Genomic DNA, 24,695 nt, shown 5'->3' with positions numbered 1-24,695 from the left:
TATTCTCGATTGCGGGTCATGCTTTTAATCAGCTGACCTCAATCTAAACGATCATCCCTTCGCTGACGCCTCACATAAATGAACGGCCAATGTTCATTTATGGCAGTGCCGCTGCGCGCCTGACTCCTCGCAAAATGGCCGCACTTTGGTTCCAGTCGAGCCATACAACCGAGATTGAGGAGTCAGTTATGTCAGGTAAATTCGCTGATCAGGTTGCCGTCGTTACCGGCGCGTCCACCGGGATCGGGTTTGCGATTGCACTCGCACTCGGATGCTCTTTGATAATCTTGCCGCGTGTACCTTCAATGGCGAAAAAAGCGCTATCTGCTCTGATGTTATTGGCACAGGGGGACTGAATGCGTTCGCCATTGCAGTGGCTCTCTCGCCTATAACCACCACTTGGGCACCGACCGAGATTGTTCGAGCGCCACTGCGTTCGCCTGGAATAAGGGCTTTTCGCCGTCGCAATCCCTCTTCAGCCGATTAGGAGCGCACTGCTCAGAGGTGTTCCCCACACCCGTTGAAGGTGCCCATCAAGGGCACCGTTTTTCAGCTATATCCCCCCTGTGGTCATACTTGAATCAAGTCTTCAGGTCGCATCGTCAAAATGATTTTCCCGACGTTCCGGGAAGATTCCATCCGGCGGTGAGCATCGGCAGCCCTTGAGAGCGCAAACGTGCTGTCGACAACCGGCTCAAGGCTTCCGGCACCCTCGAAGCGATCAAGCCAGTGCTCGCGGAAACGCTTGATCATCGCGTGCTTCTCCGGCTGCGTGCGCGACTTCATGACCGTACCGATGATTTGCAAGTGGCGGTAAAGGATGTTCTCCAGTGCCACCGTGACGTTCCCGCCACCGGCGAGAATCCCGACCTGAACCAAGCGACCGCCCCGTGCAAGGGATGCAATATTGCGGGCGAAGTAGGGTTCTCCGATAAAGTCGATGATCACATCGACGCCGCGACCCTGGGTTTTGTCGGCGATCACTTCAGCGAAGTCCTGCGTCTTATAATCGATCGCCACGTCAGCGCCCAAATGCTCGACACGCGCCAACTTGCTGCCTTCGGTTGTCGCATACACCGTGGCGCCGGTGGCGTAAGCCAACTGCACAGCGGCAGACCCGACGCCGCCAGCGGCCGCGTGAATCAACACTGAATCGCCAGCCTTGAGCCGAGCCAGATGCATCATTGCTTCATGGGCCGTGACGAAGACCTCGGGAATGGCTGCCGCGTGTACATAATCAAGCTGCGCGGGGATGTGCATGGCCATGCGGTAATCGACGCGGGCCAACTCGGCGTAGGCACCGCCGCCGACCACGCCCATGACTCGATCTCCTACCTCGAACCCTGTAACCGCACTCCCTTTGCCGATCACTTCGCCGGCGATTTCCAGGCCGATGATCAGGGAGTCACCGAAGTTCGGATGGCCGTACCCACCGGTCCGGTGAGTCAGGTCCGCACGGTTCACCCCGGCGGCATAGACACGCACCAGCAGGTCGTCAGGACGGACTTCAGGATTGGCGACCTCTACTAATTCCAGGACGTCTGGCGCACCAAACTGCTTGATGTTGATGGCTTTCATTCAATTGTTCTCCGTTTCGCTGAACGTGGCGTTGGCGATCGCCGATGCGGTAATGGCGCCAGGCAAGCCCACATAGAAAGCCAGGTGCGTGATCGCTGCTTCCATTTCGTCGCGGGTCACTCCGTTGCCAGCCGCCCGGCGCAAGTGGGCAGGCAACTCTTCCGAGTGACCACCGGCTATCAAGGCCGCCACGGTGATCAGGCTACGGTCGCGCGGGGACAGCGCCGGGTCACTCCAGATCTGCGGATAAAGCGTCGAGTCGACGAATTGCGACAGCTTCGGCGTGAACGCGCGCGCTGCTTCGCGAGGGCTGCTGAAATCGAGCTTGGACATGGGCGAGTTCCTTAAACCTGGCTGATGAATTTGTGGGTGAGATAGTGCTCGATGCCTTCAATGCCGCCTTCGGAGCCGTGACCGCTTTCTTTCATGCCGCCGAACGGGAGCTCGGTTGCGACGATGCGATATTGGTTGATGCCGATCATCCCGGCCTCCAATCCGTCAGCGACATCAATGGCCGTGCGCGCGTTGGAGGTGAACGCGTAGGCCGAGAGTCCGTAGGGCAGGCGGTTGGCTTCCTGCAGCCCATCGGCCAGTTCATCGAACGGCATCAGTACGGCAATGGGGCCGAAGGGTTCTTCGTGCATGACGCGGGCGTTCATCGGCACATCTGCCAGAACCGTGGGTTGGAAGAAGTAGCCTTCGCCTGACAAGGCTTCACCACCGACCAATACCCGTGCACCTTTCTCGACGGCATCGGCGACCAGTTCTTCCATTTTTGCCAATTGCCTTGGGTTGGCCAGGGGGCCGACCTGAGTGTCCGGATGCAGGCCGTCACCGATCCTCAGGGCTTCGGTCGCCGCGACAAAATGATCGACGAAGGCTTGATAGGCGCCACGCTGGATCAGAAACCGAGTGGATGAAATGCACACCTGCCCGGTGCCGCGAAAGCGGTTGGCGACGCCTTCGATAGCGGCTTTTTCAATGTCGGCATCCTCGAACACCAGCACCGGTCCGTGCCCCCCCAGTTCAAGGGTGATGGGCTTGACGCCTTCAGCAGCTCGCGCAGACAGCAAACGACCGATGGGCACCGAACCGGTGAAGGTCACTTTGCGAATGACCGGCGAGGCGATCAGATGGCTGGACACTTGGTCCGGTACGCCAAAGACCACTTGCAACACACCCTTGGGCAATCCTGCATCGTCGAGTGCACGCGCCAGGGCCAACGCTGTGGAGGGACTTTCTTCACCAGGTTTGAGAATGACGCTGCAACCGGCGGCCAGCGCTGCCGAGAGCTTGCGTGCCGGGGTAATGGCCGGAAAATTCCACGGTGTAAATGCGGCCACTGGGCCGATAGCCTGGCGTTTGACCAGTTGCAATACGCCTGGCCGGTTGGCCGGGACCACACGGCCATCGATACGCCGTGCGCTTTCGGCGAACCATTCGAAATACTCTGCCGCGCGGGTCACTTCATCCAGGCTTTCACCCAGCGGTTTACCTTCCTCCAGGGTCATCTGCGCGGCAATCTGCGGTGCACGTTCGAGGATCAGGTCGGCGGCACGCTTGAGGATCCTGGCGCGTTGGTCAGGTACGGTCTGGCGCCACTGCTCGAAGCTCAGGCGAGTCACTTCCAAGGCGTGATCAAGATCGCCTGCGGTGGCAAGTGGGACGCGCCCGATTTCCCGGCCGGTAGCCGGGTTAACGACGGCGGCAGTATCGCGCCCGTCGGCACTGATCCATTCACCCCCGATGAAAAGATAAAGCGGATCGTAGGAAATCTTCATGATGTGCCCTTCAGTTGGTTGTCGGAGATTCGTATCAAACCCGGCGCCTGTTCAGGCGGCCTGTGCAACCAAGTCTATGGAAGGAGCGCCCATCGATTTAGACGGGCCAGAGGGAATGATTGTTGTCGCCAGAGGTAATATCGAGCCTCGGGCCGAACGTGTAGCATCCGGAAAAAATGCGCCTTATCACGGGTGAGCGTCAGATCTACAGGAAGGTCGCGATGGATAAGCTTTCGAACATGTCGGTGTACATAAAGGTTGTCGAGATGGGCAGTTTCACGGCCGTGGCCAATCATCTGGACTCAACGGTCGGTAACGTATCGCGTGCGGTCTCTGCGCTGGAAAACGTGCTCGATACGCGCCTGTTGCAGCGCTCGACCCGACGCCTCTCGGTCACCGATGCGGGGCGACGGTTCTACGAGCGCTGCACGAAAATTCTGGCTGACCTGGAGAGTGCCGAAGCCGAAGCCAGCAATGCCGCGCTGGAGCCTCGGGGAACACTGAGGGTACATTGCGTCCCTGGACTGGCTCGGCATCTGGTCACCGGGGCTGTACTGGAATACCGCCAGCAATTTCCTGAAGTGACCGTGGATTTATTGCTCTCGCAACGCATGCCTAACCTGTTGGAAGACCAACTGGATGTCTCGATTCTGATCGCCCGCGCGCTCCCCGATTCGGCGTATGTCAGCCAGAAGATCGGTGTCAGCCATTGTGTGCTGGTGGCGTCGCCAGATTACCTGGCACGGCATGCGGCCCCGCAGACGCCTGAAGATCTGCGCGATCACCAGTGTCTGTTGTTAAGTACCGTGGACTATGTGCGGGATGAGTGGCAGCTAAAGAGCAAAGCGGGGGACGCGACATTTGTCCCGACAGGGCCAAGTTTCAGCGTCAACGATATGGATGCAATGGCGCATGCCATTCGAGAGGGTGCGGGGATTGGCTTGCTGGCCGGGTTCACGGCCATCGACGATTTGCGTTCCGGCAAGCTCATGCGGGTTTTGCCTGACTACCATACTTATGAGCGCAACGTGTACGCCGTCTATACCTCCCGGCAGTTTGTCGATGCGAAAATCACCCGGTTTATTGAAGCGCTGAAAGATCGTGTTGGCAGTCAGCTGGCAGCCACGGCCAAAGAACTTATCGATTGAAATGCCGCAGGGCAGAAAGTGATTTGCGCCTCGATGAACAACGCTTCGAGGCGCAATGATCGGCGAACAGGTTGCTTTCCTTGGCTGCGTGGCGGCACGACTGCGCATACATCTGGCACCGGGTCTTCAGAGATGACCTTACGGCCCTGTCCTCTACAGACCGCACTCTACAAGGGGCCTGCTTTGAGTTATGGAACGGACGTCGCTCACATCGCTGATCTCTGACGCGCATTTGGGCGAATGTCGCAAAACTGGAATTCCCCGATCCGGTCGGCGAGCGGCTCGTCACCTTTCTCAAGCGCTTCCAGTTTTGCTTTTTCCCGCGCCGCGTCCCGATGCTTCGAAGTCGGGCATGTCGGGGTGCTGGTACATCCCGTTTTCATCGCGCACAACCGGGGCCGGCTGAATCAGTTTTATCGTTTCCATGGGCGAGCTCGTCCTTGACGCTATAACGGCTGACTGTGAAGGAGAGGGGGATTTCTCTTTCGTATCTAACCTATAGGGTTAGTGCCATACTGATTTCATAGGAATAGCGGCTCGTAATTCCGAGCCAGCCCTAATCGGTTAGCGTGTCCTAATGAAGGCTTATGATGATTTTCGCTTCAAATCCCATCAACATCTGATCGATCTGGAAGCCACAACAAATCATCTGATGATGCTGGTCGTGTCAGATGAGATGACCGGCAAAATTTGGGAGGATGCGCTGAGCAGGCAAAAGTGTTCCTACGCAGCCTGGATCGCGTTTGCAGACAGCCTGACGTGTCCAGACGTGCCAGCCATCGACGAAGAACTTATCGATGAGTCTTCCAGCAATAATTTCTTAAAACCCACTCAGTAAGAGTTTTCGCGCTGATGAGTTCATCTTGTTCATAGGATGCGGAATGTAATGTGATGCATACTCGATCACCGAAATTGGAGATCAGAAATGCGCACACGTGGAAGCGTTTATTGGGGTTGGGCCAATCCCGAGATCCATTTTCGAAACAAGGATGAAATACTCCCGGGCGGGAAGCTGGTAAACGTGCAAGTTCGCACGTCCAAAACTGGCGACGTTCAGCTGTTTCTGGGGGTATACGGGCAAGCCGGCACCATGCTCCTGGAGGAGGGTTTCGATTCCCGACCGGGCGAAACGATGACCGGTGCAATGGCATGGGGGTTCGAGCGAGCTAAAGAGTTCGTCGCAATGATGAGCCAAACCGCACCAGCACTTGGATCTGAAAGCCTTCCTCGCAGACGATCGCGTCAAGCCATTTGAACCTCTTACGTCACTGCTGCGGATGCGCCTGATTCAGGCGGCATCCCGCTGCGGTTGCTCTTGACGGAGCGCCTGCTGAAGCGCGAGGACGATTCGCCCAAGGTAGGCGTAGTCGTGGATTCGACGTCAACGTTGCCGGCAGCCTGACGCCTGAATGGCGGGTAATAGGGAAAACGTGCTGCGCTCAGGCTCGCGGCTGATGAACATCCCGAATAACAGCTTCAACCTTCGGAATATCGAAGTGAAAAACCTGTTCGACGCGTTTGGCAACATCTATGGCTGTCCGGGGGCGCCGCGAACCGTGCAAAGACGGTAATACCTACATCTTGTACCGTGCAGCGCTGGTAGACGCCTCACCTGCCGCGTTATTGCAGCAGGTGAGGCAATTTGCGCCGGCTGTAGCGGTCGCATACGCAGCACTGATTTGTGGGCGGATCTGATAAACCGCTGAGCAAGTTGCGGAAACTGGCGAAAAGATGTGGAAATGATCCTTAGACAGAGGAGAATTTTTCCTGAAAGCCAGAAACGACAAAGCCCTGAATAATCAGGGCTTTGTCGTATCAAATATGGCGGAGGCGATGGGATTCGAACTCATGGACCTGTTACAGTCGACGGTTTTCAAGACCGATATAGCGACGTAATCAGACTGCGGCTTGTAGCGATTTTCCGTCCCATTACTTTCACTTTTTAGCATCGCTACAGACCGCATTCTACAAGGGGCCTGCCTCGAGTTATGGAACGGATTTTTTGGCTATTTCGATGGTTTGGTTATGGCATCGATCCGACGGTAAGGCCGGCCAATGATGTCGACTTTGGCATGAAACAGCAGCAAACTTGTCTCACCAGGCAATCGGGATTGTCTGAAGAGTGATTAAGCCTTCGCAGATGGCTTCAGCCTGAAAGTGACACCCATACGGTTGAATGCATTCATGGCGGCAATTGTCGCGGTCAAATCGACTAGATCTTTAGCCGCGAATACGGCGGAGGCAGCCGCATATGCGTCGTCGGATACGTGAGTTTCTCCAACCCGAGTCACTTCTTCAGCCCAAGCCAGCGCAGCACGCTCCTGATCGGAAAATAAATATGCTGCTTCGTGCCAGACTGGAACCATAAGGACTTTATCTACCGACATGTACTCTTTGATTAGATCGCGAGAGTGCAAATCTATGCAATAAGCGCAGCCGTTGAGCTGTGATACCCGAAGAAACACCAAGTGAATTATTGAAGGCGGCAGGTCAGTACCCGTGGTGACGTAATGATGCAAACCGGTCATGGCTTTTGCTGCACCAGGAGATACTTCGAACCAATTTTCGCGAGACATTTGAACTCCTCAAGATTGGGTAAATAGACAAGCTAAGCTTTTGAAAGAGCTTATTTTGTTGACTCTAAAGGCTATGCTCGGCGGGGTGTAGATCCAATTTTATTATTTTTTATTAGTCCATTTTTGAATGGCGGGGGGATCCCCGGGAGTCGCGTGAGTCCGCCACCGATACTTATCAGAGGAACAGACCGAATTCTAAAAGGGGCTTGCTTTGAGCTATGGAGCCGATTTTCGGACTATTTTGATGGTTTCGCGATCGCCCCGACGCGACGGTAAACCCGCTCGGTGATGTCCCCTTTCGTGTGCCCGAGCAACAGGCTTGCGTCGCCGACATCGCTGATCTCCGACGCGGCCTTGGGGCGAATGTCGCGGAACTGGAATTCCACGATCCGGCTGGCGAGCAGCTCGTCACCTTTCTCAAGCGCTTCCATTTTTGCTTTTTCCCGAGCCGCGTCCCAGCGCTTCCTGAGCATCGTGGCCGTCATCCGTTTACCGCTCCGGTTGATGATCAGGTAACTCGAAAGGTGCTGGGCATTTCGCTCTGTGATTGCCGCGATCAGCTTGCCCAGACTGTTTAATTCCCCGCCGGTCGTGATCTGGATTCGAAGCTTCTTTTGAGTCTTGTTTTGCTGAACGGTCAGATACCCGCCTTCAACATCATCCTTCCTCATGACCAGCACGTCTGCCGGCCTCTGACCGGTCAGATATGCCAGGTCCATCGCTTCTTTCAGTTCTTGAGCTGCCTTCTTGTACACCGCCTCCCAAACCACATCATTCGCGTAATAGTCCCTCGGCGTTTCCTTGTTCTTGCGCACGCCCTGACAGGGGTTTTCCTTTGTCGTCAGGCCCCACTCCCGGGCAATGTTGAAAATGTGGGAGAGGGTAGCGATCTCGCGGTTGGCCCTGACCTTTGCCGATCGGGCGTCACGATAGCCGGCAATCGTTGCCGGCGTGATCGAGTCAATCGGCGCGCTATCGAACATCGGCCGCAACTGTTTGATCTCTGCCAGGTTGTCCTTCTGCGTGCGCGGCGCCTTCTTGGGTACCACGTCGCGGATGTACCGATCGAAGATGCCTTTCATGGTGCGCAGATCGATCGGCTTTTCCTTGGCTTCCAGCTCGGCCCATTTCAACCGGGCTTTGTCGAGATCCTTGCCCAGCGGTATGTCTTTTCCGAGCAGGTCGCGGTAGTAGTAGGCCGTCCAGATGGTGCCGTTCTTGCGTTTGCGGGATCGTTTGTACATCCGTGGTGGCAGGTGGTGGTGCTCGGTCTTGCGGGGGCGCATATCAGTTCACTCGCGAGAAGTCTGGCGTCCATGCCGGCGCGGCCGGCGGTGGGTTCGGGTCGGCAATGGTAGGGCTGATCATGCCCAGCTTCATGCGGGCGTACATACGGCCCACCAGCGGGCGCTTGCCCCGGCTTTCGACAAACACCCACTGGCGGTCAATCAGCCAGCGGCGTTGGTAGGCCCTGGCCTTGTAGCCGGTGAGTTCGGCCAGCTCCTCGTCGGAGAGGATTTCAGTTCCCATGGGATTCTCCACGCCGCCGGCGGCGGCAGGCTGTTGAGTAGGGGGGGGATTACTGCTGGATGAGTTCGGCGGGCACCTCCACCGTGGCGCCGCGCTTGGCGAAGATCACGGCGCGGAACACGGCGATAGCTCGGGTTTCGCCGATCTGGCGGTTGAACGGGTCGTTTGTCATGTCGGCCAGCCACAGGTGCCGGTGGCCAGCGTCGACCCAGACGCCGTACTTCTCGATCAGCTGCTCGGCGTCGGGCAGGGCGAAGAGGTCCAACTGTCCCGCCACCGGCTGCTGGTCAGCCTCGATCGCGTTGATTGCCCAGTCCATCGCCGGGCTGGCCAGTTCCTCGGTGCGGATGCTGACTACGCGACTCATCGCGGGCGCCACTTGGCTAGCTCGGCCGCTTCACAGTCGGCCGCCAGCTTCAGCAGATTTCGCGTGGTCGGTCTGAAGTTTCCAGTGTCCGGGCAATCCTCAAAACGGTGTCCGGCCGGGAATAAACCGAAAGGCCCACCCCATTCCCAGTTCATCTTCCAGTCTTCCCACACGGTGTAGGCATCTTGGCCTTCGCCCCAGTAGTCCAGGCCGCCGCCAACGCTTGGGTAGTGGCTGACGCGGACACCCTGCTCGTAAGCGCGTTCTGAAATATCCTCATCAATCCAAGCATCGCGATACAGCGCTGGATGAATCAGTACCAGACGCTTGCTGAGTTTTTTCTCGATTCTAGCTTTCATCGCCACGGCCCCTTGTAGATGAGGTAGGCCATGTAGAGCGGGGCGAAGATCATAGTAGGTGCGCTCCTGCTTCGAGTAGGCCGTCGCGCTCTTCGCGCAATGCTTCGTTTTCGGCGATCAGTGCCAGCACTGCGGCTGGGTTGGCGGCGGCAATGAATGCCGCGTTCTTCAAGTTGTCCGGCCCCTGGCAATCGACAATCACAAAGCCACTGTTCAGCTGGTCGCTTTCTGCCGACATGACCTGTCGCTGGCCATCGGTGCACCACTTGCCTTTTGTGGCAGCCTCGGCCAGTTGTTTCAGTTTTGAATGGACGATCATCCGATCACCGCCTTTATGGTCAGGGCCAATGGAAGCCAGAAGAAGAGTAAGTTGCCGGCGACACAGGAAAGGATCATGGCGTCACCCGCTTGAACTCGACGACCCACACCCACGGGTTGGCGTCCCAGTCGCCGCCGGTGGATTTCCAGAGATTGCGAAAGGCCGAGACTGCGTCGGTTCCGGAAACGCTGAACTGCTGGTGGGAGCCTGGTGGGTATCTGTGGTCGACGTGATTCCAGTAGGTTTTCCCGTCTTTCACTCCTTCCCAGACCAGGCCTTCGTCGACTGCCTGGCCTTCGCTGATGTCCTGCAACCGCTCGACGCGCACGTCGGTGATCTCCAGCAGGATGCGGCAGGCCCAGCGGGGCATGTGGATGCTCGGTTTCCAAACTGGCTGATCGGCCTCATACGGGGTCAGCCCATCGGCGGCGTAAACCAATGTTCCGTCGTCGCGCGCCTCGCTGACATCCAAGTCATCCGGCTTGAGATAAGGGCCGCGCATCACGTCGTCGTGGTCGCAGTACCAGGTCTCGCGCACCCACAGCCGTTCGCCGATATGCCCAAAGGGGCAAAGCCCATTCGCGGTATGCACCACGAACTCCGGCACAAATTCTTCCAGCCATTTCAGGGCTGCCCCTTTCACCGGTCGCCGCGTTACCGTCTTCCTGCCATCCAGAATGGCGCGCACCATCGGCGCCGAGAACAGGATCCGGCGTTCTTTTATTTCAGACATGAGAGTATTCTCCAATGCATTACTGCGGAAGGACGGATATATGGGGAACGTTTTTGGTGAGCGCTGGTTAATATTCTTTTATTGCTTGTTGCTGTTTTTTTCTGGTTGTGTGTTCGGCTTTATCTTCACGAAAGATACTCAGCTTGGCTTCATTGCTTTCCTGAGCGCAATATCAAGTATTGCTACGGTAGGAGCCGCTATAACCGCGGTTTTTGCATTGCGCTCTTGGAAGGCGCAATTCCAGCTTCAAAAAAAATACGATGCGGTTATCGCAGTGAGAGGCTTTTTGCACGGCGCAACTCATCCCCGTATCTATTTGGCTAGCTTGTCGAATCACCTTGCCGAATATCTCCGATCTCGCAATGACAGGGCTTTGGCAGATGATTTTCCTGAAGAAGATCAAAGGAATTGGTTCAACCATGTTTCCGAGTTTGGTAAAGCTTGGGATGTGATGATGGTTCTTCTATCTAAATCCGAGTTAGAACAGTTCGATTGCTCTCCCACTATCCTTGGTGACATGGTGAGGGTCGCCAAGGACGCCATGATCGAAATAACATTTGGTGAGAAAGATATTAATAACTTAGATCGTGAAGACAAGAAATTGATCGGACTTCAAAATATAAATCGTGTGCACTCGATCAAAATCGAAAGCGCTTATTCGGATATGGAAAAGCAAAGCAGGACTCTTCTTGGGAAACTTGCTTCATAAACCGTATCAATCATCTGTCTCTGTGTAGGTGCGCCAAGGCACCTTCACGCCGTTTACGAGGAATCCCCAGTCACCGCGCCACTTGCTGGTGATGAAGAGGGTGAAGACGCCGCCGGGGGATACCTGGTCGATGCGGTGATATTCGCCGTGGTTGAGGCGGGCGGTGTCGCCTGGCTGGCGTTCGATGTACTCGGTGGCCTGGAAGGCAGCGTCGGACGACTGGCGCAGCTCGGAGGCTTTCATCAGCAGCTGGTGAAGTACCGGATCATCTGGCTGAAGCAGGCGCTGCTCCGTGTACCAGCCGCGCAGGATGATCGTGCGGGCGTTCCACGGGTGATCGTGCAGATCCCGGTCGTTGCCCTCGCGCAGGATGTGGTGGATCCGGAACGACCACGGGCACCACCAGTTCGCCGGCTTGTGCGTCTCCAGGCTGTACGGGTTGAAAAGCCACCAGCGGCCCATGTACATCTCGGTGCCATCGGCGGACATGATGTGCTGGTACGGGGTCAGCTTGGCGCGGGCGATGAGCCAGTCGGCGATTGCGGGGCGCGCGAGTAACTTGGCGAGCATTCGCCAGAAGAGGTTCAGCATAGATGGCGTCCTATGCCGGGGCATGCCCGGGCGGTGGAGGGGGGGTGGCTATTTGCTATGAAGGTGGGTAGGGTCTTTAACTAAACTTTATAAGGAGAGAGTGTTGGATAAAAGGCTTTTAAATCGAATAGTTCACAACTCAATTTGGGCACTGTGGACTATTTTTATCGTGGGAGCTTCACTTTGGTTGCTCGTAGGTTCGGTCGCATATTGGGTTCGAAAAGGATGGCTGCCCGCTGACTCGGCTGGCTGGGCGCAAGCAATCGGCGCTTTTGTTGCGATCGTTGTAGCTTTAGCCCTTCCTTATTTTCAGAATCGACAACAGCAAAGAGAGCGTCGTGAATCGAATCGCAGTGCTCGATTAGAAAGCTTCAATGCAACCTACGCACTTATGGATCATATGGAAGGGTTGTACAAGCGGCTAGAGGCATATACAGAAGTTCGACATTCTGCGTTCGGCAATCGTATCCGGGGAGAAAAAACGGATTCCTTGCTGCACGAGCTAAATCAAGCTGCAGCCATGCTTAGAGAGATACCGGTCACGGCCATTTCGAATCAGATGGTTATATTTGTCATAGGTCTACGGGAGGTAGCAAATTTTGGTGAGTTTGTAAGTGGGACTATTCATAATCCAATGTTAGACCCTCTCGACATTCATGGCATTCGCAATAAGGTATTAGCTAACCGTCAGTTAATAATGCGTTGGATGAATGAGCTGGATGAACTTGAAGAAGACGTGAGATGAATTCTCCACTCCTTAAGCGGCCGCCTTTAACGCCTCGATGATCCGCTGCCCGGCGAGCGGCGGTACGGCGTTTCCTGTCATGTGCATGGTCAGCTTGTGGTTGTCCGGACGGAGCGTGTCCTTCGGGAACGACTGTGCGGCCATAGCTTCGTCAGCGCTGATCATCCGCATCATGTCGCCGTTGACTACGGCCCATCGATCCAGCGTCGTGATGGTTCCGATCGGGCGATCAAGGCTGCGGCCGGTGAGGCCGGAGCCAGAACCGTAATAGGGCATCACGAAACGATCCCCGAATCGCTCGCGACCATTCTTCACTCGGGTCAATGTTGACGCGGCGCGGCCTGGCTTGTTGATCGGTGACCACTTGCCTGCGTCGAAGTCGATAATCTCGCGAGCGGGCACGTGCTGGTGTCGCGGTAGTTGCAGGTGCAGAGGCGCCTTGCTGCGCGAGCAGACCATGAACAGCCGCACCCGGTGCTGTGGGACGCCGAGATCTGCGCAGTCCACAATGTGCGGAGCGAGTGAGTAGCCCAAACGCTGCATTGCGTCAGCCCATGCCGGGTACAGAATCCAGTCCATGAACTCCGGTACGTTCTCGATCACCGCGAACTCCGGCCGGTTGACCTCGGCGTTCTGCACCGGTGCCCAGGCTGTCGAGCGCGAGTTGTCGTGCTGAGGATTGCCGGCAGCCTTGCCGCGTGCCTTCGTGTGGCCTTGGCAGCACGGCGAGGCGAGCATCACATCGTGCTTCGGCACGTCCGCCCAGTTCGCCTGATGCAGATCCTGACAGGCGTGGATGGTGTCCGGGTTATTCCGCGTGTGCCATTCGACAGCCTCGGGCCAGTGATTTGCAGCCCAGAGAACGTTCAGGCCGGCGTTGCGGCCGCCCTTTGTCCATCCTCCAAACCCGGCGAACAAGTCGATTGCTGATTGCATAGGGGATCCTCGTCGGCTGGCGTGAGTGGTAGAAGTGAGATAGCTTTGCGCGATTATCTTGGACGGAACCGATATGAAGCGATTGTGCGCCTGGTGGGAAGAAACAGTTTGTTGGTGGAAATCTAAAAAAGTCGAATGGTATGCGGGTTATGGAACCATCATTTATATCGGCATCATAGTTTTGGTGATTGCTGCGAATCTCGATGAATTGTTTAAGTTAAAGTTAAATGAATTGGGGGACTTTTTGGCTGGAGCTTTTGGCCCAGTTGGATTTCTCTGGTTGGTTCTCGGCTTTCTACAGCAGGGGCGTGAGCTAAAGCTAAGCTCTGATGCGCTTCGGCTGCAAGCCGAGGAACTTAAGAATTCTGTAGAGCAACAATCAATAATGGCTTCTGCGGCTTTAAAGCAGATTGAGTCACAATCGTTAGCTTTCGATCTTCAGTTGCAAGAGCGTGAAAGATCAATGTCTGCGTATTTTTCGTTTGATTTTGTCGATGATCCACATGGCAATTTTCCGAATATGGCTCACCTGAAAATGACAAACTACGGTGGCTGGGCACATCATGTTTATCTACAATTTTCGCCAGCGATTGGTCCATCTGGGCGATCGTACTATCCTTTTTTTCGACCGGAGCAAAGCAGAACCATCAGCGTTTATTTTGAAGGGGTAGAGCCTGGGCATAAGCAGGGTGAGTGTAAGATCGAGTATGTAGGAAACGATAGAAAAGCAAGGACGGCTATATTCAGTTATGAGGCGATTCCTGAGAAGCGTTGGATTTTCGTTAAGACTCCTTACGAAACCAATAACGACTGGTAGGGTTTTTTGGCGCCAACTCCCCAGGTTTTATTTTTTTGTGTAGATCCTCGCCGGCTGGCGTGATTCGTAGAAGTGGTTTATTTATCTGCAATCTCACACTGGCAGGAGGCCGACATGAGACTGCAGAGCGATGTAGATGCGCTGGCGGCGATCGAAGAGGACGCCAAGGCAATGCTGAAACGGATAGGACTGCCAGACGACGCAGTGAAGCTGGAGATGGCCGTGTTCCTTCGGGAGGTGATCGACCTGGCCAGCTACATGGAGTCGGCGCATCGAGTCGTTGAGCCGCCGAATTTCGTCTGAGCTGGCGCATTGACTGCCATTGCGGTATTTGTGTTCGGCCCAGCATGGGGCCATATCAAGGAGATTTCCGTGGACTGCGCACAAGTAGCAAATGTCGCGTCGCTTTTCGTTGGACTGGCTTCCGCAGGATTCTGGGTGATTGCGGCGATCGTAAAAGCACCTGTACCGCCAGAGTTCAAGGGGATGCCAGATGGCGACTACTGGAAGTGCGCGGTGATTGACGGTGGTGAGCTTTTTGGGACGCTACGCTTACAGTCAAAGTGGAACAGTAGAGCGGCATTTGCAGCGGCGGCAACAGTCTTGCTCCAGATTGCAGCCAGCGTGCTCAGTACTTGAGTGCCGTCAGGCGCGCCGAACTTTGAAATGAAGCATCGCCCTGATGCTATGGCAGTAATCTTGAAGCCTCTCATAGGCCTTGTATTTGGCCTGGCTTCGAGTGGCCGCCCAAACCCTGACCAGATCTTCACGGGCTTCCCGGCTCCAGTCGAGGTCATCCCAATCATGATTGAACGCTAGGACCAACCACTCCTTGAGCGGCAGCGATTCCGCCATCTCGCCATACTGCATTTCATGGGTTGGGTGATAGTTGCTGATTCGCTTCTTCGGATCTTCGTCCAGCACCACGCCGATGTAATGGCCGCGATCGGCCAGGATGACGCCGGGCTTCCCGTAGGCGCTGACGCGGCGGCGGACTTCGGCGGGCACCTGATAGTGCTGCCGGACGTATGCGCAGTTGTGGGTCATGGTGCTCTCCAATGCAGGCGCCGCCCTCCGTGACCGGATACGCGGCATGGTGGCAAATTAGTGGTGCATAAGTTAAAAAGTCATCTTCTCGTCCGACAGCGGACTTATTCGGAGCAGTGCTATGGACTTCACGCGAGACCCAGAAAACTTCATCACTTACATCGCGCAAGTAAAACGAGACTGGACTCGTGCATCTTCCGAATTCTTAGGCCTTGTAGATCATTGGCAGGATCTGTCTTTGAATCATTTTGCGGGCATGACAGCTATATCTGCGAAGGAACGCAGTATTGAAGGAGAGGTACTCGGCAAGCAGTTTTCTATTGAGCTAAGCCCGATCTCTGTTGATAAAGCTGGTTTCGCTGAGGCGGTCCTGTTTTTGCACAAAAATGGAGGGGCGAAATCAGAACTGGGTCGATTCAATGTCCGACGTGACGGATCAATTTTCAACAGCGACGGTTCTCTTCTGCTTGACTCGGATATAAACGGTTACAGCTACAGAATATTTTCTACTGTTCTGCAAGCGGTAATCGAGGCACCTGTCCCTGTTGACTCGAAGTAGTCATCAACTTTCCTCAATAGGCTTACGAATTGCCTCACGTTGGTAAGCGAGTTTCAATTTCCGCGATACGTTTTCAGGAATCACGTATTCGTGTCGCGGCGGGGTGAGCAGGGGAAGGGCGCCGCCCGGGCCAAGGCCGTGCAGGTGGTGAATCATCAACGTCATCGCCTCGCCCGGCTCCTCGATGCCGCTCCAAGCCATCAGATCAGCAAGTGCTTGGCGCGTAGCTGGCAGGGTGTGGAACCGAACCTCTACTTCGCCGCGGCTCTTCCTCTTCGCCGCGGCTTTCTCTGAGCGTTCCGCATTGCTCTTGGCCATGGCCTACCTCTTCAATTCCGCTGGCCGGCAAGTCCAGCCAGGTCTGTCGGCAGCGCGTGGCCGCCCGGATGGTGGTTCGTTTCATCGAAATGCGGACTTCAGCTTCGGATAGTCGATCTTGTGATCCCGGACAATCCGGTCGAGCATGTTGTAACTGATTGCCAGAGCCTTGCAGCACTGGCTCCGGTTCATGCCGCCGGCGATGCAATCCTTGATCTGTACGACCAGTCGAGCCTCCAGTTCAGGCGTGGTTTTGTTCGGCACGGTGCCGATCTTCTGCCGCACCTGGAACTTGATGGCGTGCTTCGAGGCGATCGCTTTCAGCGTGGCCAGGGCGATTCCCTCCCGCTCGCAAATCTCGTTTCGGGTCAGCGTCTTGGCCATTTCGCGGATCCGCGCAACGCGTGCAGTCGTTTCATCCTTCACCTTCGGTCGCTGAAAGCTTGGCGGATGCTTTCGCTCAGAGGTGCTGGTGAACTTGATCGGGGCGGGTTTTGGCACATCGATCTTTCCGCCGGCCGCTAGGAACTGGGCGATTTGCTCGGAGAGCTCGCTGGCGTCCTGGCGCCGCTGTTCGACGTCGTTGAGGTGGTTGCTGATCATGCGGCCACCTTGACCAGCTTCACGCCGGCCATGCTGAACTTGGCGCCCTGAGCGGCCACCAGAGCATCAAGCTTTTCCCAATCCACGGTCAGCACCGAAATCGGAGCGTGGCCACCAGCGACGGCATGGATTAGCGCTTCCAGATCGAAGACTTCAGCCTGCAGGTTTACCAGCGCCGCAGTGGTGGTTGCTGGCTTCGCGGCAGACTGAACCGGCGCAGCGACTGTCACCGGTGCCGGGCTTGCGACCGGCGCGGGTTCGACCGGTGGCTTGGCTTTCGACTTGGCTTCAATTCGTTGAAGCTCCTGTTGGCGGATCTGCTCGCGCTGGGCTTCGGCTTTCTGCTCCTCGGCCTTCTGATGCTCAGAGATGCGCACCTTGATCAACGCGACCAGGTCGTCGTTCGCCTTCATCACCAGCTGTTGCACATCGTTGAAGAGGAACATGTAATCGGCGGCAAGCTCAGCCAGGCTGGCCAAGTTACTCCGGATGCCGTCACCGATCTGGCTGGCGGATACCTTCGCCCTGGCCAGTTCGGAGTCGGCAGAGTCACGCAGGCTGCTGATCGTTTTCTTGCCCTTGATGGCTCCGGCTAAATCCGCAGGCACCGCCGGCATTCGCGCCTTGCCGCTCAGTGAAGCGTTGATCTGGTCTATGTGGGCCTGCAGCGCTTTCGCTGCATCCATGACGATGTCTTCACGGATGCTCAGCTTGCGGGCCTTCACCAGCTTGTCGAGCATCAGGCGCTTGGCGCGGGCTTCAGCGCTGATCTCGTCGATGGTGCGGAACAGTGCGTCAATGCTTTCGGTTTGGCTCAGGGCGTGCTGCTTGGCCGCTTCCAGGCGCTCTTCGACATCGCCGCACCACTTGACCGCTTTCTCTGCGTCGGCAAAGTGCTGATCCGTTTCCAGCTCGGTGTTGATCGAGCCAAAGACAGCGAGCGAGTGAGCCTTGAACTGCTCAAGGTTGCTCGCCGTCACCATGCCGGTCACTTCGATGCGCAGCGCTGGCAAGGATTCCGGCGTTTTACCAACGGCCTCCGGCACAACCTCGGCGGGAGTAAAGTCCTGCAAATCGGCTTGAAACTGTTTCCAGCCTGCGACGAGTGTTGCGGCACGACCCGGGACCGGCGTGTACTCCGTCGAGACGAAGTTTTCTTCGGTGCCGTCGGAGCAGACGAAGATTACTTTCTCGGCGCCGCTCACCAGCAGTTGCTGTTCGAGCTGCCAGTAGTAGTGCGGGTCGAGGCTGCCGGCGCGAACGTCAGCAGCGAGCTGCTCATTCCACATCTTGTGTTCGAAAAGCACGTCGCCAAGGATCGTGCAGCCATCGAGGGATGCGAGCAGATCATCTTCGGTGCCGACCACCGGAAACAGATCTTCGCCGATACGCGCCTCGAGTATGGGGCGGGCCAGAGCTTCCGCTTCGTGGCCTTTATCGAACAGGTTTTTCTGCACCCACCACGATATGTCTCGGTCGAGACCGGTCTTCTTCGCGTGCAGCAGCTCGGTGCGCTTCATCTGTTTCGATGCACCCATCATTGCCGGCGCTTCGGAGGCGGTGAAGTAGTTGGCGCGGAGCGCATGCCAGGCTTCGGAGCCCTGAGCGACATTGTGGATTTTCATTCTTTGTCTCCTTCAATTGGCGCGAGCGCTTTGATCTTGGCGATCTGCTCTTCGCTCAGGGTGAATTTGCTGCTGACGGTTGCGATCAGGTGATCAGGAGCGGAGCGTCCGGCGTCGACCGCGGTTTGCCATTTGGGCAGGTTTTCCGCGAGCTTCTCGTCGGGGTAGGGCGGAAGTTCAGCTGGTGCCGCGCCACGCGCCGGTGACACGTCACGAATGGTTGGTGCGGTTTCTTCCAGCTCATCCGGGCTGTACACGCCGAGGATTACGTCCGGGCAATAGAGGCGCGACCAGCGCTTGGTAGCGAGGTACGCCAGTTGCTGGCGAGGGTCATCAGCCCAAAGTGTGCTGTTACGGGTGCGAGCTTGGGCAAGCAGCAGCTCAAGTACCCGAGGCTCGTCTTCTCCCCGGAAAGTTGCCCAAACTTTCACGCCCAGGCCTTGCTCGTCCTCCAGCTTCCAGCCAGGAACGCGGTACTCGCCTTTGTCGCCGTTCTTGATGGTGAACTGGCCGATCACCTTCTCCCACGCGCCGAACCACTCGTAGTGCAGGCGATCCAGCACCGGTGCGCAGGTGGTGATCACTGCATTCACCAGTTGCGCCTCGTAGCCCAGCACGCCATTGACCAAATGCGTTTTCTGCGCCACGGCGAACGGGTTCATCTTCCACTGCATCGATTGCATGACGACCGCCAGACAATCCGCCGGGTTGCCGTTGAAGTGCTTCGGCAGCGTGGCGCGGCCGGTGGCCATGACTTCGGCCAGGCGCATCATCTTGTCCAGGCTGTCGCCGTCCAACACCAGAGCGCTGGTGCTGGTTGCAGCGTGCGGAAGAACGTGGAGGTTTCGGTCGTGCGCCACCGGCGACACACTTTGAGCGGACATGACTGTTCCTTGCCGCGCTGGGCGCAGCGATTGAATGCTTGGTTTATTGAGTGATGCGATCGGCGAGGGCGCTGAGCAGCATCAGGAAGGTGAAAACGCCAATGGCGGAGAAAGAACCGCGCCGAATTAGCACGCGACGGGCAAGCTGGCGACCGGTCACGGCCGAACCTTCACAGCGATCCGTTTGCCCTTCATGGACGGCGCCAAGCGTTGCGGGAGATTCGAAACCAACTCATCGCGCTTGCGACCGATCACCTCGTTGAAAGGAAGACCGAAGCCGAGCAGGGCGATCTTGTGTTCGATGTCCTCCAGTTGCTCATCAATCAGCGATTTAACCGGTGCCGTACTCATGTCGTCTCCTTGCGCTGCTGACAGACGTCGCGCAGCCGTTCGCAGTAGTGGTTGAACTCGTCAATGGTGATGGCGCCGTCGGTGAAGAGGCGGGTGATCAGCTCCTGTACGAGCAGCCCTGTCTCCTCATGGGCGAAGGGAGCGGTGACACCATCAAGTGCTTTGTCGATCAGAATGTGCGGGCTCAAAAGCCACACTCCTGCTCGACGCGATCGCTTTCGCGCTTGGCATCGCGGTACTCGTTGGCGTGCACCGCGACCAGGTCGCCAGCCAATGTTCGAATGATCAGCGGATCACCGCCGACGGCTTCGACGGCCCAGGTGTGCAAGATCCCGCCATCGCCGCGCCGGACCAGCTCGATAAGGATTTTCTCGATACAGCGGTCTGGGTCTGGATTAGCAGCCATGTGATCCGCCAGCGCTTCCGGCAGGTGATCAGCGTTGACCAGAACCTTGCTTCGTCCCACCGGATTCGGCGCTTCGATATGGCGCCGGCGCAGCAGATCGTCGACCGACTCGGTCAACCATTCCTGGCCAGCCTCTGTATCGAGAAAATCGTCTTCCGGGATGAGCTTGCGTAGAGCTGACATGGTCGCCTCCAGGGTGGCGGAGTGTTGATCCAACAAAACTCGGATGCACTCATCCGCTCCGCTGGTTGCCGTTGGGCGCGGAGGAGAGTGCATTCGGGTGGGTGTCGTAGGGGATGGGGAGAAAAACGGTGTAGCGGGGCAGTGGGGCCGACGGTGGAGTCTTAGTCCGAGCCGCCGGCAAAGAGCATGGTCACTCTACGGTGCAGATCCAGCGGTGGTTATGCCGGTATGGTGCGCGGGTAAAGTGGACATCTGAAACCAGGTTCATGCCTCGCTCTTGCAGCGCTTCGGTCAGTTGTACGAGTGTCTCTGCTTGGATAGTCATTGCTGTCACCTCGTCAGATTTACTGCGTTCATAATTCTTGACCGAGCGGGCAAGTTGCTAATTCATTTTTTCTACTTCGGCGATTGTTCAATCCATACCGCAGAGCGCTCCCTGACTGTCCCCTTCATCTGATATTTAGGGCAAGGAGAGCTCTGCGCTATGGATTGATGCCGCTTCAGAAAAGCGGCATCAATAACTCTTTGGGAATTGCTCGCGCCTCCTACCAGGTCATTCGCCAGTTCGGTCAACACCTCGTCCGCCGTCGCAGTTCTGCGCGTTGGTAGCCTTTCGGGGCTATCGGATCGCCGGTCGCCAGTAGTGGCAGCGCGATTTTGTTCACCTGACTTCTTCTCGCCCCACAGGTGTGGCCGGGGCTGACCTCCCAGCGTGAGCCGGGTAATCGTTTATGGCGCGGATTGTTAAAGAGCGGCGCGGCTTTCGCTGCTGGGCCGTTGCTGTCTCGGCTTGCGAATAAAAGTAGCAGTGCTGCTATTTAAAGTAAATAGCGCTGCTAATAATAAATTCTGCGGGCGTAAAAAAGCCCGCGCATGGCGGGCTTGGGAAAAGCGGGTTCAGTCGAGAATTGGCGGGTATTTCCCGCTTACGGAATCGCGGTACATGATTTCACTGAAAAGCCTTGGCTCATTCCGTAGGAGCGCTGAGGCTTGTTTGGCTTCGTCCTTCGTTTCAAAAGGGCCGGCTCCAATTGCCGCGCCAATCATTGGAACCACAGGAAGTCCGAGCGCCTTGATCGCCTCGATGGTGCTTAGCTGCTCTGCACCTGCCTTGCAGGGTACGGATGCGACCCATCCGTTCCGGAGACGCGGAGCCTGAATAGCTTCAACATCTGCACCGCAGTGCTTGCACTTGATGGCTGCGCTCTTGATCGTTTCGGCGCAGAAAGGGCAGGCTCGCTCGGCGGTAGCACCGACTCCTAGAGCCAAACTGTTTTTCGGTTTTTCTGTGTTTGCGGAGGAAGCCCAAACCAATGCGACAACCCATCCTAGAAACGTCCAGCCAAGGAAAAGATTGACCAGGAAAATCGACGTTCCGTTGAGGTGCTTCCGACTTGAGGCAACAAACGTGGGCAGGAAATAGATGACGAAGCCAACCATCAGAAACAGAAAGCCAGCCATAGGACTTCCACTATCCATATCGTAAAACCTGATCCATTGAGGGAGACGCGGATTTTACCATTCGTGGCCGAGCGCCACCATCTTCTGCACCGTCAGTCGCCGACATCGAACCGCCACGTAACGTGCGGCCTCTACCGACTCACAGATCATTAGGTGAATCGCCATGAGAGTCGAAGAGAAACAGAAAGCACTGTCTGCCTGGCGCAAGTTGCTGGAGGAGCCCGAGCTCAGGATGGATGTAGAAGAGCAGTATGATGAGCTGCTCAAGATGGCAGACGCGATGGAGCAGGAAGGGCTGATTACTGCAGGAGAGTGGCGTCAGCTGGTCAGAGAGGCTGGTACGAGGTTCGCTCAAGCCACTGAAGGGCTTGAACGCGGAACGTAGGAGGGGGGGGCGCAGGAAGCTCTTGCCCCGGGCTGGACTATATGTTGGCGGGCTCCGAAGGATATTTGATGCCAGACCACAATATTAGATCAAGTGGTTGATGTGGGAGAAAAGTTAGCGGGTCGAGATTGCGAACCGCGGGTGAAAAGCGAAAGTATCCGCCAGTTGCAGGTTAGCTCGAATGGAAATTGAGCAGTAGCCACTCGTGCCAATACTGAGCGTAATGTTCCATGAGAAATATTAAGGCACCCATAAATGGTGCTAGCGAAAGGACAGCGAAAACGACGATTGTTGATGACACAACAAATTTCTGACGATTAATATTTTTCTGTGCGCTTTTTATAAGGTTTTGTAGATTTCGTGGGTAGGTTGTTATTGATTTTGTAAGGTTTTCGAAAGATATCGAAAGGCTGCTATTCAGTCGCTGAATATTTAAGAGTTGATTTACAAGAATTCCAATTAGAATGATCGAAGCCGTCATTAGTCCTAATACTGTTACAGTTATTTCGACTAGACTCGTAGCTTTGTATAAAGTGACGAGTGCTATCAGTGACACTGGGAGGGCTAGCATTTTTCCTGCGATGTCACTAAAAGCAGAGCTAAGTTTTGTGCCGTAATCGAGCTCGGCTTGTGCAAATTCTTTTCTGACTTTTTCGAACGAAAATGAATGTATGTAGATCTGAAAATTTTGCCAGTAACTATCCAGTATAAAATCCCATCGCTCCAGCAGAGACATGAATCTGCTCGTTTGGCCCTCTGGTAGCGCATCTAGCGCTTCGCATATCGCGCCATTTAGTATGGCGCGCCGCTCCTCCAGATGAATTCTCCCCTTGTTTTCTTCGCTGGCCAGGCTGCCAATCAAGGAGGTTTTCTTGATATCGATTTCAAGTATTTCGGGCGAAATCTTGGTGTCCAGGACTGTCGTTTTTGGCGGTTTATTATTCCCGGTTGAAGTTGAAAAAACCAAGCTATAGGATGATGTCTGTATATGCTCTGATACTGCGACCTTTGTGAGGTCTTTTATGAGCTTGCACACCTTAAGTATTTGTTCATTCTTCGTGTTAATAACACCTTCACTGGACGACCAGTCATCTGATATTATGTAAAAGTTAGTAAGAGGGTTCCCACAGCCGAGCGAAGGTGTTTTCTGGACTAGTGCAGTAAAATCGATGAAAAAAGAGTTTTCACCGGAAGATATCGGTGTGAATTCGAAGCTCGTAAGTCCGGGCCTAACTCGATGATAGTTCATCTCGCCATAATGCGAAGGTAAGTCCATGACCCGACTAATTAAAGCTTGAAGTTGTTCGTTAGGCGAGCCTGAATAATCAAAGGACCCAGCGCTGGAAAGGGCTGGGCGTCCAATCATCCTGTAAAGTTCAACTACGTAATTGAACATGGCTTACCTGTCTAGGCTACGACTTGTTATTTCAGCTTCAATATGTTTTTTCATGTCATCTGGTATGTCTGAGAATGTAAGCTTGCCGTCGGTCTGATTGTAGCATATGACGCTATCAATGCTAGTTCCTAATGCGCTTCTATCGAATTGTGCTGACCAACGATTAGACTTGCCCTTTATTTTTGTTTTCTTGTCAAGTATGGTTTTGCTCACTGAAAACTCTTCAGGAACTTTTGAGTCTTCCGAATTCAGCACTTCTGACAGCGTTTCTAATTGCTCTACTAGATCTGATAATTCTGGAGGTATAGCAGATGAGGCTGCGGTCTGAAGTCCTTGAATGGTTGCCTTTTCATTGTCCTTATGTTTTTTAGTTAAGTAAGCGATAACATTGTCTTTGGCTTGGGCGCTGAATGGCGCCAAGTCAGTGTTGTCTCGAAAAAAATCTTCGATTACATCGATGGCATTACCGGTCGCCCTGGTTGATGCGATGCCGGGCGTACAACCCAGAGCTTTGATGAAGTAAGCAGATGCTTCACTGTCTCTGCCTTTACTTATAAAGCACAGATAAGTCTTGTCAGCTTCGCAAGCTTCCTCTTCGTCATTATTGTTTTCAAGAATAGATTCAGAATACCGAGCTAAATTTATCCTGCAAGCTTGGTGGACTTTGCTCATGTCTATATCGACGCTTGTTATAGGTATGTAATCTGCCCCTAAACGCAGTCCGTCACGTTGTTTGATGTTCGCTATTAAAACGAATGGTATTGCGTCGCTCATGTAATACGCGAAGAGCGTATGACCTCCAGTAGCGAAAATTTCGTCCGAGGCTTGCTTGACGAGCTCGTTAATTGCCACGTGAGTTAATAACTCAAAATTGGCGGCGTTAATATTTTTTGTGAATTTTTGGTTTTCTTCAGGAAATGATCCTTGTCTGTTGTCAGAGCTAAATTGTCCCCAAACAACATTGTTTCCCTTTTTGCCTAATAGGCTATTGATTCCTTCTGTGAGAGACGTGAGCGTGTCTATTTTGGGGTCGAAAAGAGGTTTGATGACTGTTTTTGACTTGTCGATGGCTGTAACGCCCTTCTCTTTTTCGAAGGAGTGAATTACAACGTGGATTAGCTCAAATGCCATGAAAAATCCCTTTTATTTTGCGAGTGGTGTGTAGCTGTTTTGTTATATATTTTTACTTTTTCTGCCTGATTTGGCATATAACATGAGCATTTTTCAAAACTTGCAGCAAGCCCGCCCAGTCAAAAGTGATCAGCGCCCATAAAAATAATTAGCGCTA

Annotated in this window: 35 protein-coding genes and 1 pseudogene; 11 read left to right on the top strand and 25 right to left on the bottom strand. The window is 55.0% G+C overall.

What is annotated here, in order from left to right:
* The first annotated feature begins 89 nt into the window (after positions 1-89).
* Positions 90-356: a hypothetical protein gene (locus tag MKZ87_RS07415; protein WP_085703873.1), complete on the top strand. Its 267-nt coding sequence runs from the start codon at positions 90-92 to the stop codon at positions 354-356.
* Positions 357-570: 214 nt separating this feature from the next.
* Here MKZ87_RS07415 and MKZ87_RS07410 read toward each other — a convergent pair whose 3' ends face one another.
* The 3 genes from MKZ87_RS07410 to MKZ87_RS07400 are packed head-to-tail and all read right to left on the bottom strand — an operon-like array spanning position 571 to position 3,359.
* Positions 571-1,578, bottom strand: a complete 1,008-nt coding sequence (locus MKZ87_RS07410; protein WP_085703874.1) for an NAD(P)H-quinone oxidoreductase — start codon at positions 1,576-1,578, stop codon at positions 571-573.
* On the bottom strand, positions 1,579-1,911 hold the full coding sequence (locus MKZ87_RS07405) for a carboxymuconolactone decarboxylase family protein (RefSeq protein ID WP_085700766.1): 333 nt from the start codon (positions 1,909-1,911) through the stop codon (positions 1,579-1,581).
* An 11-nt stretch (positions 1,912-1,922) separates the two neighbouring features.
* The gene (locus tag MKZ87_RS07400) at positions 1,923-3,359 is read right to left on the bottom strand and encodes an NAD-dependent succinate-semialdehyde dehydrogenase (protein ID WP_085700765.1); all 1,437 of its coding nucleotides are present in this window, start codon (positions 3,357-3,359) and stop codon (positions 1,923-1,925) included.
* 221 nt (positions 3,360-3,580) lie between these two features.
* On the opposite strand from MKZ87_RS07400, the gene MKZ87_RS07395 reads away from it, so the two are divergent.
* A complete protein-coding gene (locus tag MKZ87_RS07395) occupies positions 3,581-4,507 on the top strand; it encodes a LysR family transcriptional regulator (RefSeq protein ID WP_085700764.1) in 927 nt (308 codons plus the stop codon).
* A 294-nt stretch (positions 4,508-4,801) separates the two neighbouring features.
* Here MKZ87_RS07395 and MKZ87_RS07390 read toward each other — a convergent pair whose 3' ends face one another.
* Positions 4,802-4,933: a hypothetical protein gene (locus tag MKZ87_RS07390; RefSeq protein WP_256574784.1), complete on the bottom strand. Its 132-nt coding sequence runs from the start codon at positions 4,931-4,933 to the stop codon at positions 4,802-4,804.
* 151 nt (positions 4,934-5,084) lie between these two features.
* On the opposite strand from MKZ87_RS07390, the gene MKZ87_RS07385 reads away from it, so the two are divergent.
* Complete coding sequence (locus tag MKZ87_RS07385; protein ID WP_085700763.1) at positions 5,085-5,345, top strand: hypothetical protein; 261 nt, start codon at positions 5,085-5,087, stop codon at positions 5,343-5,345.
* Positions 5,346-5,833: 488 nt separating this feature from the next.
* Positions 5,834-6,078, top strand: a pseudogene (locus MKZ87_RS07375) (hypothetical protein); the annotation flags it as partial.
* Between the two features lie 555 nt (positions 6,079-6,633).
* Here MKZ87_RS07375 and MKZ87_RS07370 read toward each other — a convergent pair.
* The 7 genes from MKZ87_RS07370 to MKZ87_RS07340 form a co-directional block, all read right to left on the bottom strand.
* The gene (locus MKZ87_RS07370; protein WP_039772212.1) at positions 6,634-7,083 is read right to left on the bottom strand and encodes a carboxymuconolactone decarboxylase family protein; all 450 of its coding nucleotides are present in this window, start codon (positions 7,081-7,083) and stop codon (positions 6,634-6,636) included.
* 236 nt (positions 7,084-7,319) lie between these two features.
* Positions 7,320-8,369: a tyrosine-type recombinase/integrase gene (locus MKZ87_RS07365; RefSeq protein ID WP_039772213.1), complete on the bottom strand. Its 1,050-nt coding sequence runs from the start codon at positions 8,367-8,369 to the stop codon at positions 7,320-7,322.
* A 1-nt stretch (position 8,370) separates the two neighbouring features.
* Positions 8,371-8,613, bottom strand: a complete 243-nt coding sequence (locus tag MKZ87_RS07360; RefSeq protein WP_266200537.1) for a DUF4224 domain-containing protein — start codon at positions 8,611-8,613, stop codon at positions 8,371-8,373.
* Between the two features lie 49 nt (positions 8,614-8,662).
* Positions 8,663-8,980, bottom strand: coding sequence for a hypothetical protein (locus MKZ87_RS07355; protein WP_266200536.1), 318 nt, complete (start codon positions 8,978-8,980; stop codon positions 8,663-8,665).
* Positions 8,977-9,339 carry a hypothetical protein gene (locus tag MKZ87_RS07350; RefSeq protein ID WP_266200535.1) on the bottom strand — a complete coding sequence of 121 codons (363 nt, stop codon included), beginning with the start codon at positions 9,337-9,339 and terminating at the stop codon, positions 8,977-8,979. Before MKZ87_RS07350 ends, MKZ87_RS07355 begins: the two co-directional genes overlap by 4 nt.
* 49 nt (positions 9,340-9,388) lie before the next feature.
* Complete coding sequence (locus tag MKZ87_RS07345; protein ID WP_266200534.1) at positions 9,389-9,658, bottom strand: ead/Ea22-like family protein; 270 nt, start codon at positions 9,656-9,658, stop codon at positions 9,389-9,391.
* A gap of 73 nt (positions 9,659-9,731) precedes the next feature.
* Positions 9,732-10,391, bottom strand: coding sequence for a hypothetical protein (locus MKZ87_RS07340; RefSeq protein WP_266200533.1), 660 nt, complete (start codon positions 10,389-10,391; stop codon positions 9,732-9,734).
* A gap of 40 nt (positions 10,392-10,431) precedes the next feature.
* On the opposite strand from MKZ87_RS07340, the gene MKZ87_RS07335 reads away from it, so the two are divergent.
* Positions 10,432-11,100 (top strand): hypothetical protein, encoded by a 669-nt coding sequence (locus MKZ87_RS07335; protein ID WP_266200532.1) that lies wholly within the window; start codon positions 10,432-10,434, stop codon positions 11,098-11,100.
* Positions 11,101-11,106: 6 nt separating this feature from the next.
* On the opposite strand, the gene MKZ87_RS07330 is transcribed toward MKZ87_RS07335, so the two are convergent.
* Positions 11,107-11,691 (bottom strand): hypothetical protein, encoded by a 585-nt coding sequence (locus MKZ87_RS07330; protein WP_266200531.1) that lies wholly within the window; start codon positions 11,689-11,691, stop codon positions 11,107-11,109.
* A 103-nt stretch (positions 11,692-11,794) separates the two neighbouring features.
* Here MKZ87_RS07330 and MKZ87_RS07325 point away from each other — a divergent pair, with 103 nt between their 5' ends.
* Positions 11,795-12,436 (top strand): hypothetical protein, encoded by a 642-nt coding sequence (locus MKZ87_RS07325; RefSeq protein WP_266200530.1) that lies wholly within the window; start codon positions 11,795-11,797, stop codon positions 12,434-12,436.
* A gap of 12 nt (positions 12,437-12,448) precedes the next feature.
* On the opposite strand, the gene MKZ87_RS07320 is transcribed toward MKZ87_RS07325, so the two are convergent.
* Entirely contained in the window at positions 12,449-13,372 is a 924-nt protein-coding gene (locus tag MKZ87_RS07320; RefSeq protein WP_266200529.1) for a DNA cytosine methyltransferase, read from the bottom strand.
* Positions 13,373-13,445: 73 nt separating this feature from the next.
* Between MKZ87_RS07320 and MKZ87_RS07315 the strand changes: the two genes are divergently transcribed.
* The 3 genes from MKZ87_RS07315 to MKZ87_RS07305 all read left to right on the top strand — a co-directional run bounded on the left by MKZ87_RS07315 (position 13,446) and on the right by MKZ87_RS07305 (position 14,828).
* A complete protein-coding gene (locus MKZ87_RS07315; RefSeq protein ID WP_266200528.1) occupies positions 13,446-14,189 on the top strand; it encodes a hypothetical protein in 744 nt (247 codons plus the stop codon).
* 114 nt (positions 14,190-14,303) lie between these two features.
* Positions 14,304-14,492 carry a hypothetical protein gene (locus MKZ87_RS07310; RefSeq protein WP_266200527.1) on the top strand — a complete coding sequence of 63 codons (189 nt, stop codon included), beginning with the start codon at positions 14,304-14,306 and terminating at the stop codon, positions 14,490-14,492.
* Between the two features lie 9 nt (positions 14,493-14,501).
* Entirely contained in the window at positions 14,502-14,828 is a 327-nt protein-coding gene (locus MKZ87_RS07305) for a hypothetical protein (RefSeq protein ID WP_266200526.1), read from the top strand.
* Positions 14,829-14,834: 6 nt separating this feature from the next.
* Here the strand turns inward: MKZ87_RS07305 and MKZ87_RS07300 are convergent, their stop codons facing one another.
* Positions 14,835-15,236, bottom strand: a complete 402-nt coding sequence (locus MKZ87_RS07300; protein ID WP_266200525.1) for a hypothetical protein — start codon at positions 15,234-15,236, stop codon at positions 14,835-14,837.
* 121 nt (positions 15,237-15,357) lie between these two features.
* Here MKZ87_RS07300 and MKZ87_RS07295 point away from each other — a divergent pair, with 121 nt between their 5' ends.
* Positions 15,358-15,795: a hypothetical protein gene (locus MKZ87_RS07295; protein WP_266200524.1), complete on the top strand. Its 438-nt coding sequence runs from the start codon at positions 15,358-15,360 to the stop codon at positions 15,793-15,795.
* Positions 15,796-15,798: 3 nt separating this feature from the next.
* Here MKZ87_RS07295 and MKZ87_RS07290 read toward each other — a convergent pair whose 3' ends face one another.
* The 9 genes from MKZ87_RS07290 to MKZ87_RS07250 form a co-directional block, all read right to left on the bottom strand.
* Positions 15,799-16,113, bottom strand: a complete 315-nt coding sequence (locus MKZ87_RS07290) for a hypothetical protein (protein ID WP_266200523.1) — start codon at positions 16,111-16,113, stop codon at positions 15,799-15,801.
* Positions 16,114-16,194: 81 nt separating this feature from the next.
* Positions 16,195-16,716: a hypothetical protein gene (locus MKZ87_RS07285; protein ID WP_266200522.1), complete on the bottom strand. Its 522-nt coding sequence runs from the start codon at positions 16,714-16,716 to the stop codon at positions 16,195-16,197.
* Positions 16,713-18,341, bottom strand: coding sequence for a YqaJ viral recombinase family protein (locus MKZ87_RS07280; RefSeq protein ID WP_266200521.1), 1,629 nt, complete (start codon positions 18,339-18,341; stop codon positions 16,713-16,715). Before MKZ87_RS07280 ends, MKZ87_RS07285 begins: the two co-directional genes overlap by 4 nt.
* Positions 18,338-19,225 (bottom strand): RecT family recombinase, encoded by an 888-nt coding sequence (locus MKZ87_RS07275; RefSeq protein ID WP_266200520.1) that lies wholly within the window; start codon positions 19,223-19,225, stop codon positions 18,338-18,340. The genes MKZ87_RS07280 and MKZ87_RS07275 overlap by 4 nt, the downstream gene beginning before the upstream one ends.
* 156 nt (positions 19,226-19,381) lie before the next feature.
* Positions 19,382-19,576: a hypothetical protein gene (locus tag MKZ87_RS07270; protein WP_266200519.1), complete on the bottom strand. Its 195-nt coding sequence runs from the start codon at positions 19,574-19,576 to the stop codon at positions 19,382-19,384.
* A complete protein-coding gene (locus MKZ87_RS07265; RefSeq protein ID WP_266200518.1) occupies positions 19,573-19,764 on the bottom strand; it encodes a hypothetical protein in 192 nt (63 codons plus the stop codon). Before MKZ87_RS07265 ends, MKZ87_RS07270 begins: the two co-directional genes overlap by 4 nt.
* A complete protein-coding gene (locus MKZ87_RS07260; protein ID WP_039772248.1) occupies positions 19,761-20,165 on the bottom strand; it encodes a hypothetical protein in 405 nt (134 codons plus the stop codon). Before MKZ87_RS07260 ends, MKZ87_RS07265 begins: the two co-directional genes overlap by 4 nt.
* A 190-nt stretch (positions 20,166-20,355) precedes the next feature.
* On the bottom strand, positions 20,356-20,490 hold the full coding sequence (locus MKZ87_RS07255) for a hypothetical protein (protein WP_266200517.1): 135 nt from the start codon (positions 20,488-20,490) through the stop codon (positions 20,356-20,358).
* Between the two features lie 572 nt (positions 20,491-21,062).
* Complete coding sequence (locus MKZ87_RS07250; protein ID WP_266200516.1) at positions 21,063-21,626, bottom strand: superinfection immunity protein; 564 nt, start codon at positions 21,624-21,626, stop codon at positions 21,063-21,065.
* A gap of 163 nt (positions 21,627-21,789) precedes the next feature.
* Here MKZ87_RS07250 and MKZ87_RS07245 point away from each other — a divergent pair, with 163 nt between their 5' ends.
* Positions 21,790-22,011, top strand: a complete 222-nt coding sequence (locus MKZ87_RS07245) for a hypothetical protein (protein ID WP_266200515.1) — start codon at positions 21,790-21,792, stop codon at positions 22,009-22,011.
* Positions 22,012-22,183: 172 nt separating this feature from the next.
* Here MKZ87_RS07245 and MKZ87_RS07240 read toward each other — a convergent pair whose 3' ends face one another.
* Both MKZ87_RS07240 and MKZ87_RS07235 read right to left on the bottom strand, forming a co-directional pair.
* On the bottom strand, positions 22,184-23,407 hold the full coding sequence (locus MKZ87_RS07240) for a hypothetical protein (protein WP_266200514.1): 1,224 nt from the start codon (positions 23,405-23,407) through the stop codon (positions 22,184-22,186).
* A 3-nt stretch (positions 23,408-23,410) separates the two neighbouring features.
* The gene (locus tag MKZ87_RS07235) at positions 23,411-24,538 is read right to left on the bottom strand and encodes a nucleoid-associated protein (protein ID WP_266200513.1); all 1,128 of its coding nucleotides are present in this window, start codon (positions 24,536-24,538) and stop codon (positions 23,411-23,413) included.
* Positions 24,539-24,695 lie beyond the last annotated feature (157 nt).

This window comes from Pseudomonas sp. MCal1 (assembly GCF_026341415.1).
Classification (GTDB): Bacteria; Pseudomonadota; Gammaproteobacteria; order Pseudomonadales; family Pseudomonadaceae; genus Aquipseudomonas.
This window is presented reverse-complemented; position numbering and strand designations above follow the sequence as displayed.

Excerpts from the sequence above, each read along its gene's own strand:
- MKZ87_RS07240 (WP_266200514.1), bottom strand. The coding sequence starts at position 23,407 with ATGTTCAATTACGTAGTTGAACTTTACAGGATGATTGGACGCCCAGCC.
- MKZ87_RS07300 (WP_266200525.1), bottom strand. The coding sequence starts at position 15,236 with ATGACCCACAACTGCGCATACGTCCGGCAGCACTATCAGGTGCCCGCC.
- MKZ87_RS07385 (WP_085700763.1), top strand. The coding sequence starts at position 5,085 with ATGAAGGCTTATGATGATTTTCGCTTCAAATCCCATCAACATCTGATC.
- MKZ87_RS07280 (WP_266200521.1), bottom strand. The coding sequence starts at position 18,341 with ATGAAAATCCACAATGTCGCTCAGGGCTCCGAAGCCTGGCATGCGCTC.
- MKZ87_RS07295 (WP_266200524.1), top strand. The coding sequence starts at position 15,358 with ATGGACTTCACGCGAGACCCAGAAAACTTCATCACTTACATCGCGCAA.
- MKZ87_RS07260 (WP_039772248.1), bottom strand. The coding sequence starts at position 20,165 with ATGTCAGCTCTACGCAAGCTCATCCCGGAAGACGATTTTCTCGATACA.
- MKZ87_RS07330 (WP_266200531.1), bottom strand. The coding sequence starts at position 11,691 with ATGCTGAACCTCTTCTGGCGAATGCTCGCCAAGTTACTCGCGCGCCCC.
- MKZ87_RS07400 (WP_085700765.1), bottom strand. The coding sequence starts at position 3,359 with ATGAAGATTTCCTACGATCCGCTTTATCTTTTCATCGGGGGTGAATGG.
- MKZ87_RS07320 (WP_266200529.1), bottom strand. The coding sequence starts at position 13,372 with ATGCAATCAGCAATCGACTTGTTCGCCGGGTTTGGAGGATGGACAAAG.
- MKZ87_RS07360 (WP_266200537.1), bottom strand. The coding sequence starts at position 8,613 with ATGGGAACTGAAATCCTCTCCGACGAGGAGCTGGCCGAACTCACCGGC.
- MKZ87_RS07395 (WP_085700764.1), top strand. The coding sequence starts at position 3,581 with ATGGATAAGCTTTCGAACATGTCGGTGTACATAAAGGTTGTCGAGATG.
- MKZ87_RS07335 (WP_266200532.1), top strand. The coding sequence starts at position 10,432 with ATGGGGAACGTTTTTGGTGAGCGCTGGTTAATATTCTTTTATTGCTTG.
- MKZ87_RS07285 (WP_266200522.1), bottom strand. The coding sequence starts at position 16,716 with ATGATCAGCAACCACCTCAACGACGTCGAACAGCGGCGCCAGGACGCC.
- MKZ87_RS07250 (WP_266200516.1), bottom strand. The coding sequence starts at position 21,626 with ATGGCTGGCTTTCTGTTTCTGATGGTTGGCTTCGTCATCTATTTCCTG.
- MKZ87_RS07405 (WP_085700766.1), bottom strand. The coding sequence starts at position 1,911 with ATGTCCAAGCTCGATTTCAGCAGCCCTCGCGAAGCAGCGCGCGCGTTC.
- MKZ87_RS07340 (WP_266200533.1), bottom strand. The coding sequence starts at position 10,391 with ATGTCTGAAATAAAAGAACGCCGGATCCTGTTCTCGGCGCCGATGGTG.
- MKZ87_RS07415 (WP_085703873.1), top strand. The coding sequence starts at position 90 with ATGTTCATTTATGGCAGTGCCGCTGCGCGCCTGACTCCTCGCAAAATG.
- MKZ87_RS07255 (WP_266200517.1), bottom strand. The coding sequence starts at position 20,490 with ATGACTATCCAAGCAGAGACACTCGTACAACTGACCGAAGCGCTGCAA.
- MKZ87_RS07315 (WP_266200528.1), top strand. The coding sequence starts at position 13,446 with ATGAAGCGATTGTGCGCCTGGTGGGAAGAAACAGTTTGTTGGTGGAAA.
- MKZ87_RS07270 (WP_266200519.1), bottom strand. The coding sequence starts at position 19,576 with ATGAGTACGGCACCGGTTAAATCGCTGATTGATGAGCAACTGGAGGAC.
- MKZ87_RS07235 (WP_266200513.1), bottom strand. The coding sequence starts at position 24,538 with ATGGCATTTGAGCTAATCCACGTTGTAATTCACTCCTTCGAAAAAGAG.
- MKZ87_RS07290 (WP_266200523.1), bottom strand. The coding sequence starts at position 16,113 with ATGGCCAAGAGCAATGCGGAACGCTCAGAGAAAGCCGCGGCGAAGAGG.
- MKZ87_RS07390 (WP_256574784.1), bottom strand. The coding sequence starts at position 4,933 with ATGGAAACGATAAAACTGATTCAGCCGGCCCCGGTTGTGCGCGATGAA.
- MKZ87_RS07310 (WP_266200527.1), top strand. The coding sequence starts at position 14,304 with ATGAGACTGCAGAGCGATGTAGATGCGCTGGCGGCGATCGAAGAGGAC.
- MKZ87_RS07410 (WP_085703874.1), bottom strand. The coding sequence starts at position 1,578 with ATGAAAGCCATCAACATCAAGCAGTTTGGTGCGCCAGACGTCCTGGAA.
- MKZ87_RS07245 (WP_266200515.1), top strand. The coding sequence starts at position 21,790 with ATGAGAGTCGAAGAGAAACAGAAAGCACTGTCTGCCTGGCGCAAGTTG.
- MKZ87_RS07365 (WP_039772213.1), bottom strand. The coding sequence starts at position 8,369 with ATGCGCCCCCGCAAGACCGAGCACCACCACCTGCCACCACGGATGTAC.
- MKZ87_RS07355 (WP_266200536.1), bottom strand. The coding sequence starts at position 8,980 with ATGAGTCGCGTAGTCAGCATCCGCACCGAGGAACTGGCCAGCCCGGCG.
- MKZ87_RS07275 (WP_266200520.1), bottom strand. The coding sequence starts at position 19,225 with ATGTCCGCTCAAAGTGTGTCGCCGGTGGCGCACGACCGAAACCTCCAC.
- MKZ87_RS07350 (WP_266200535.1), bottom strand. The coding sequence starts at position 9,339 with ATGAAAGCTAGAATCGAGAAAAAACTCAGCAAGCGTCTGGTACTGATT.
- MKZ87_RS07370 (WP_039772212.1), bottom strand. The coding sequence starts at position 7,083 with ATGTCTCGCGAAAATTGGTTCGAAGTATCTCCTGGTGCAGCAAAAGCC.
- MKZ87_RS07345 (WP_266200534.1), bottom strand. The coding sequence starts at position 9,658 with ATGATCGTCCATTCAAAACTGAAACAACTGGCCGAGGCTGCCACAAAA.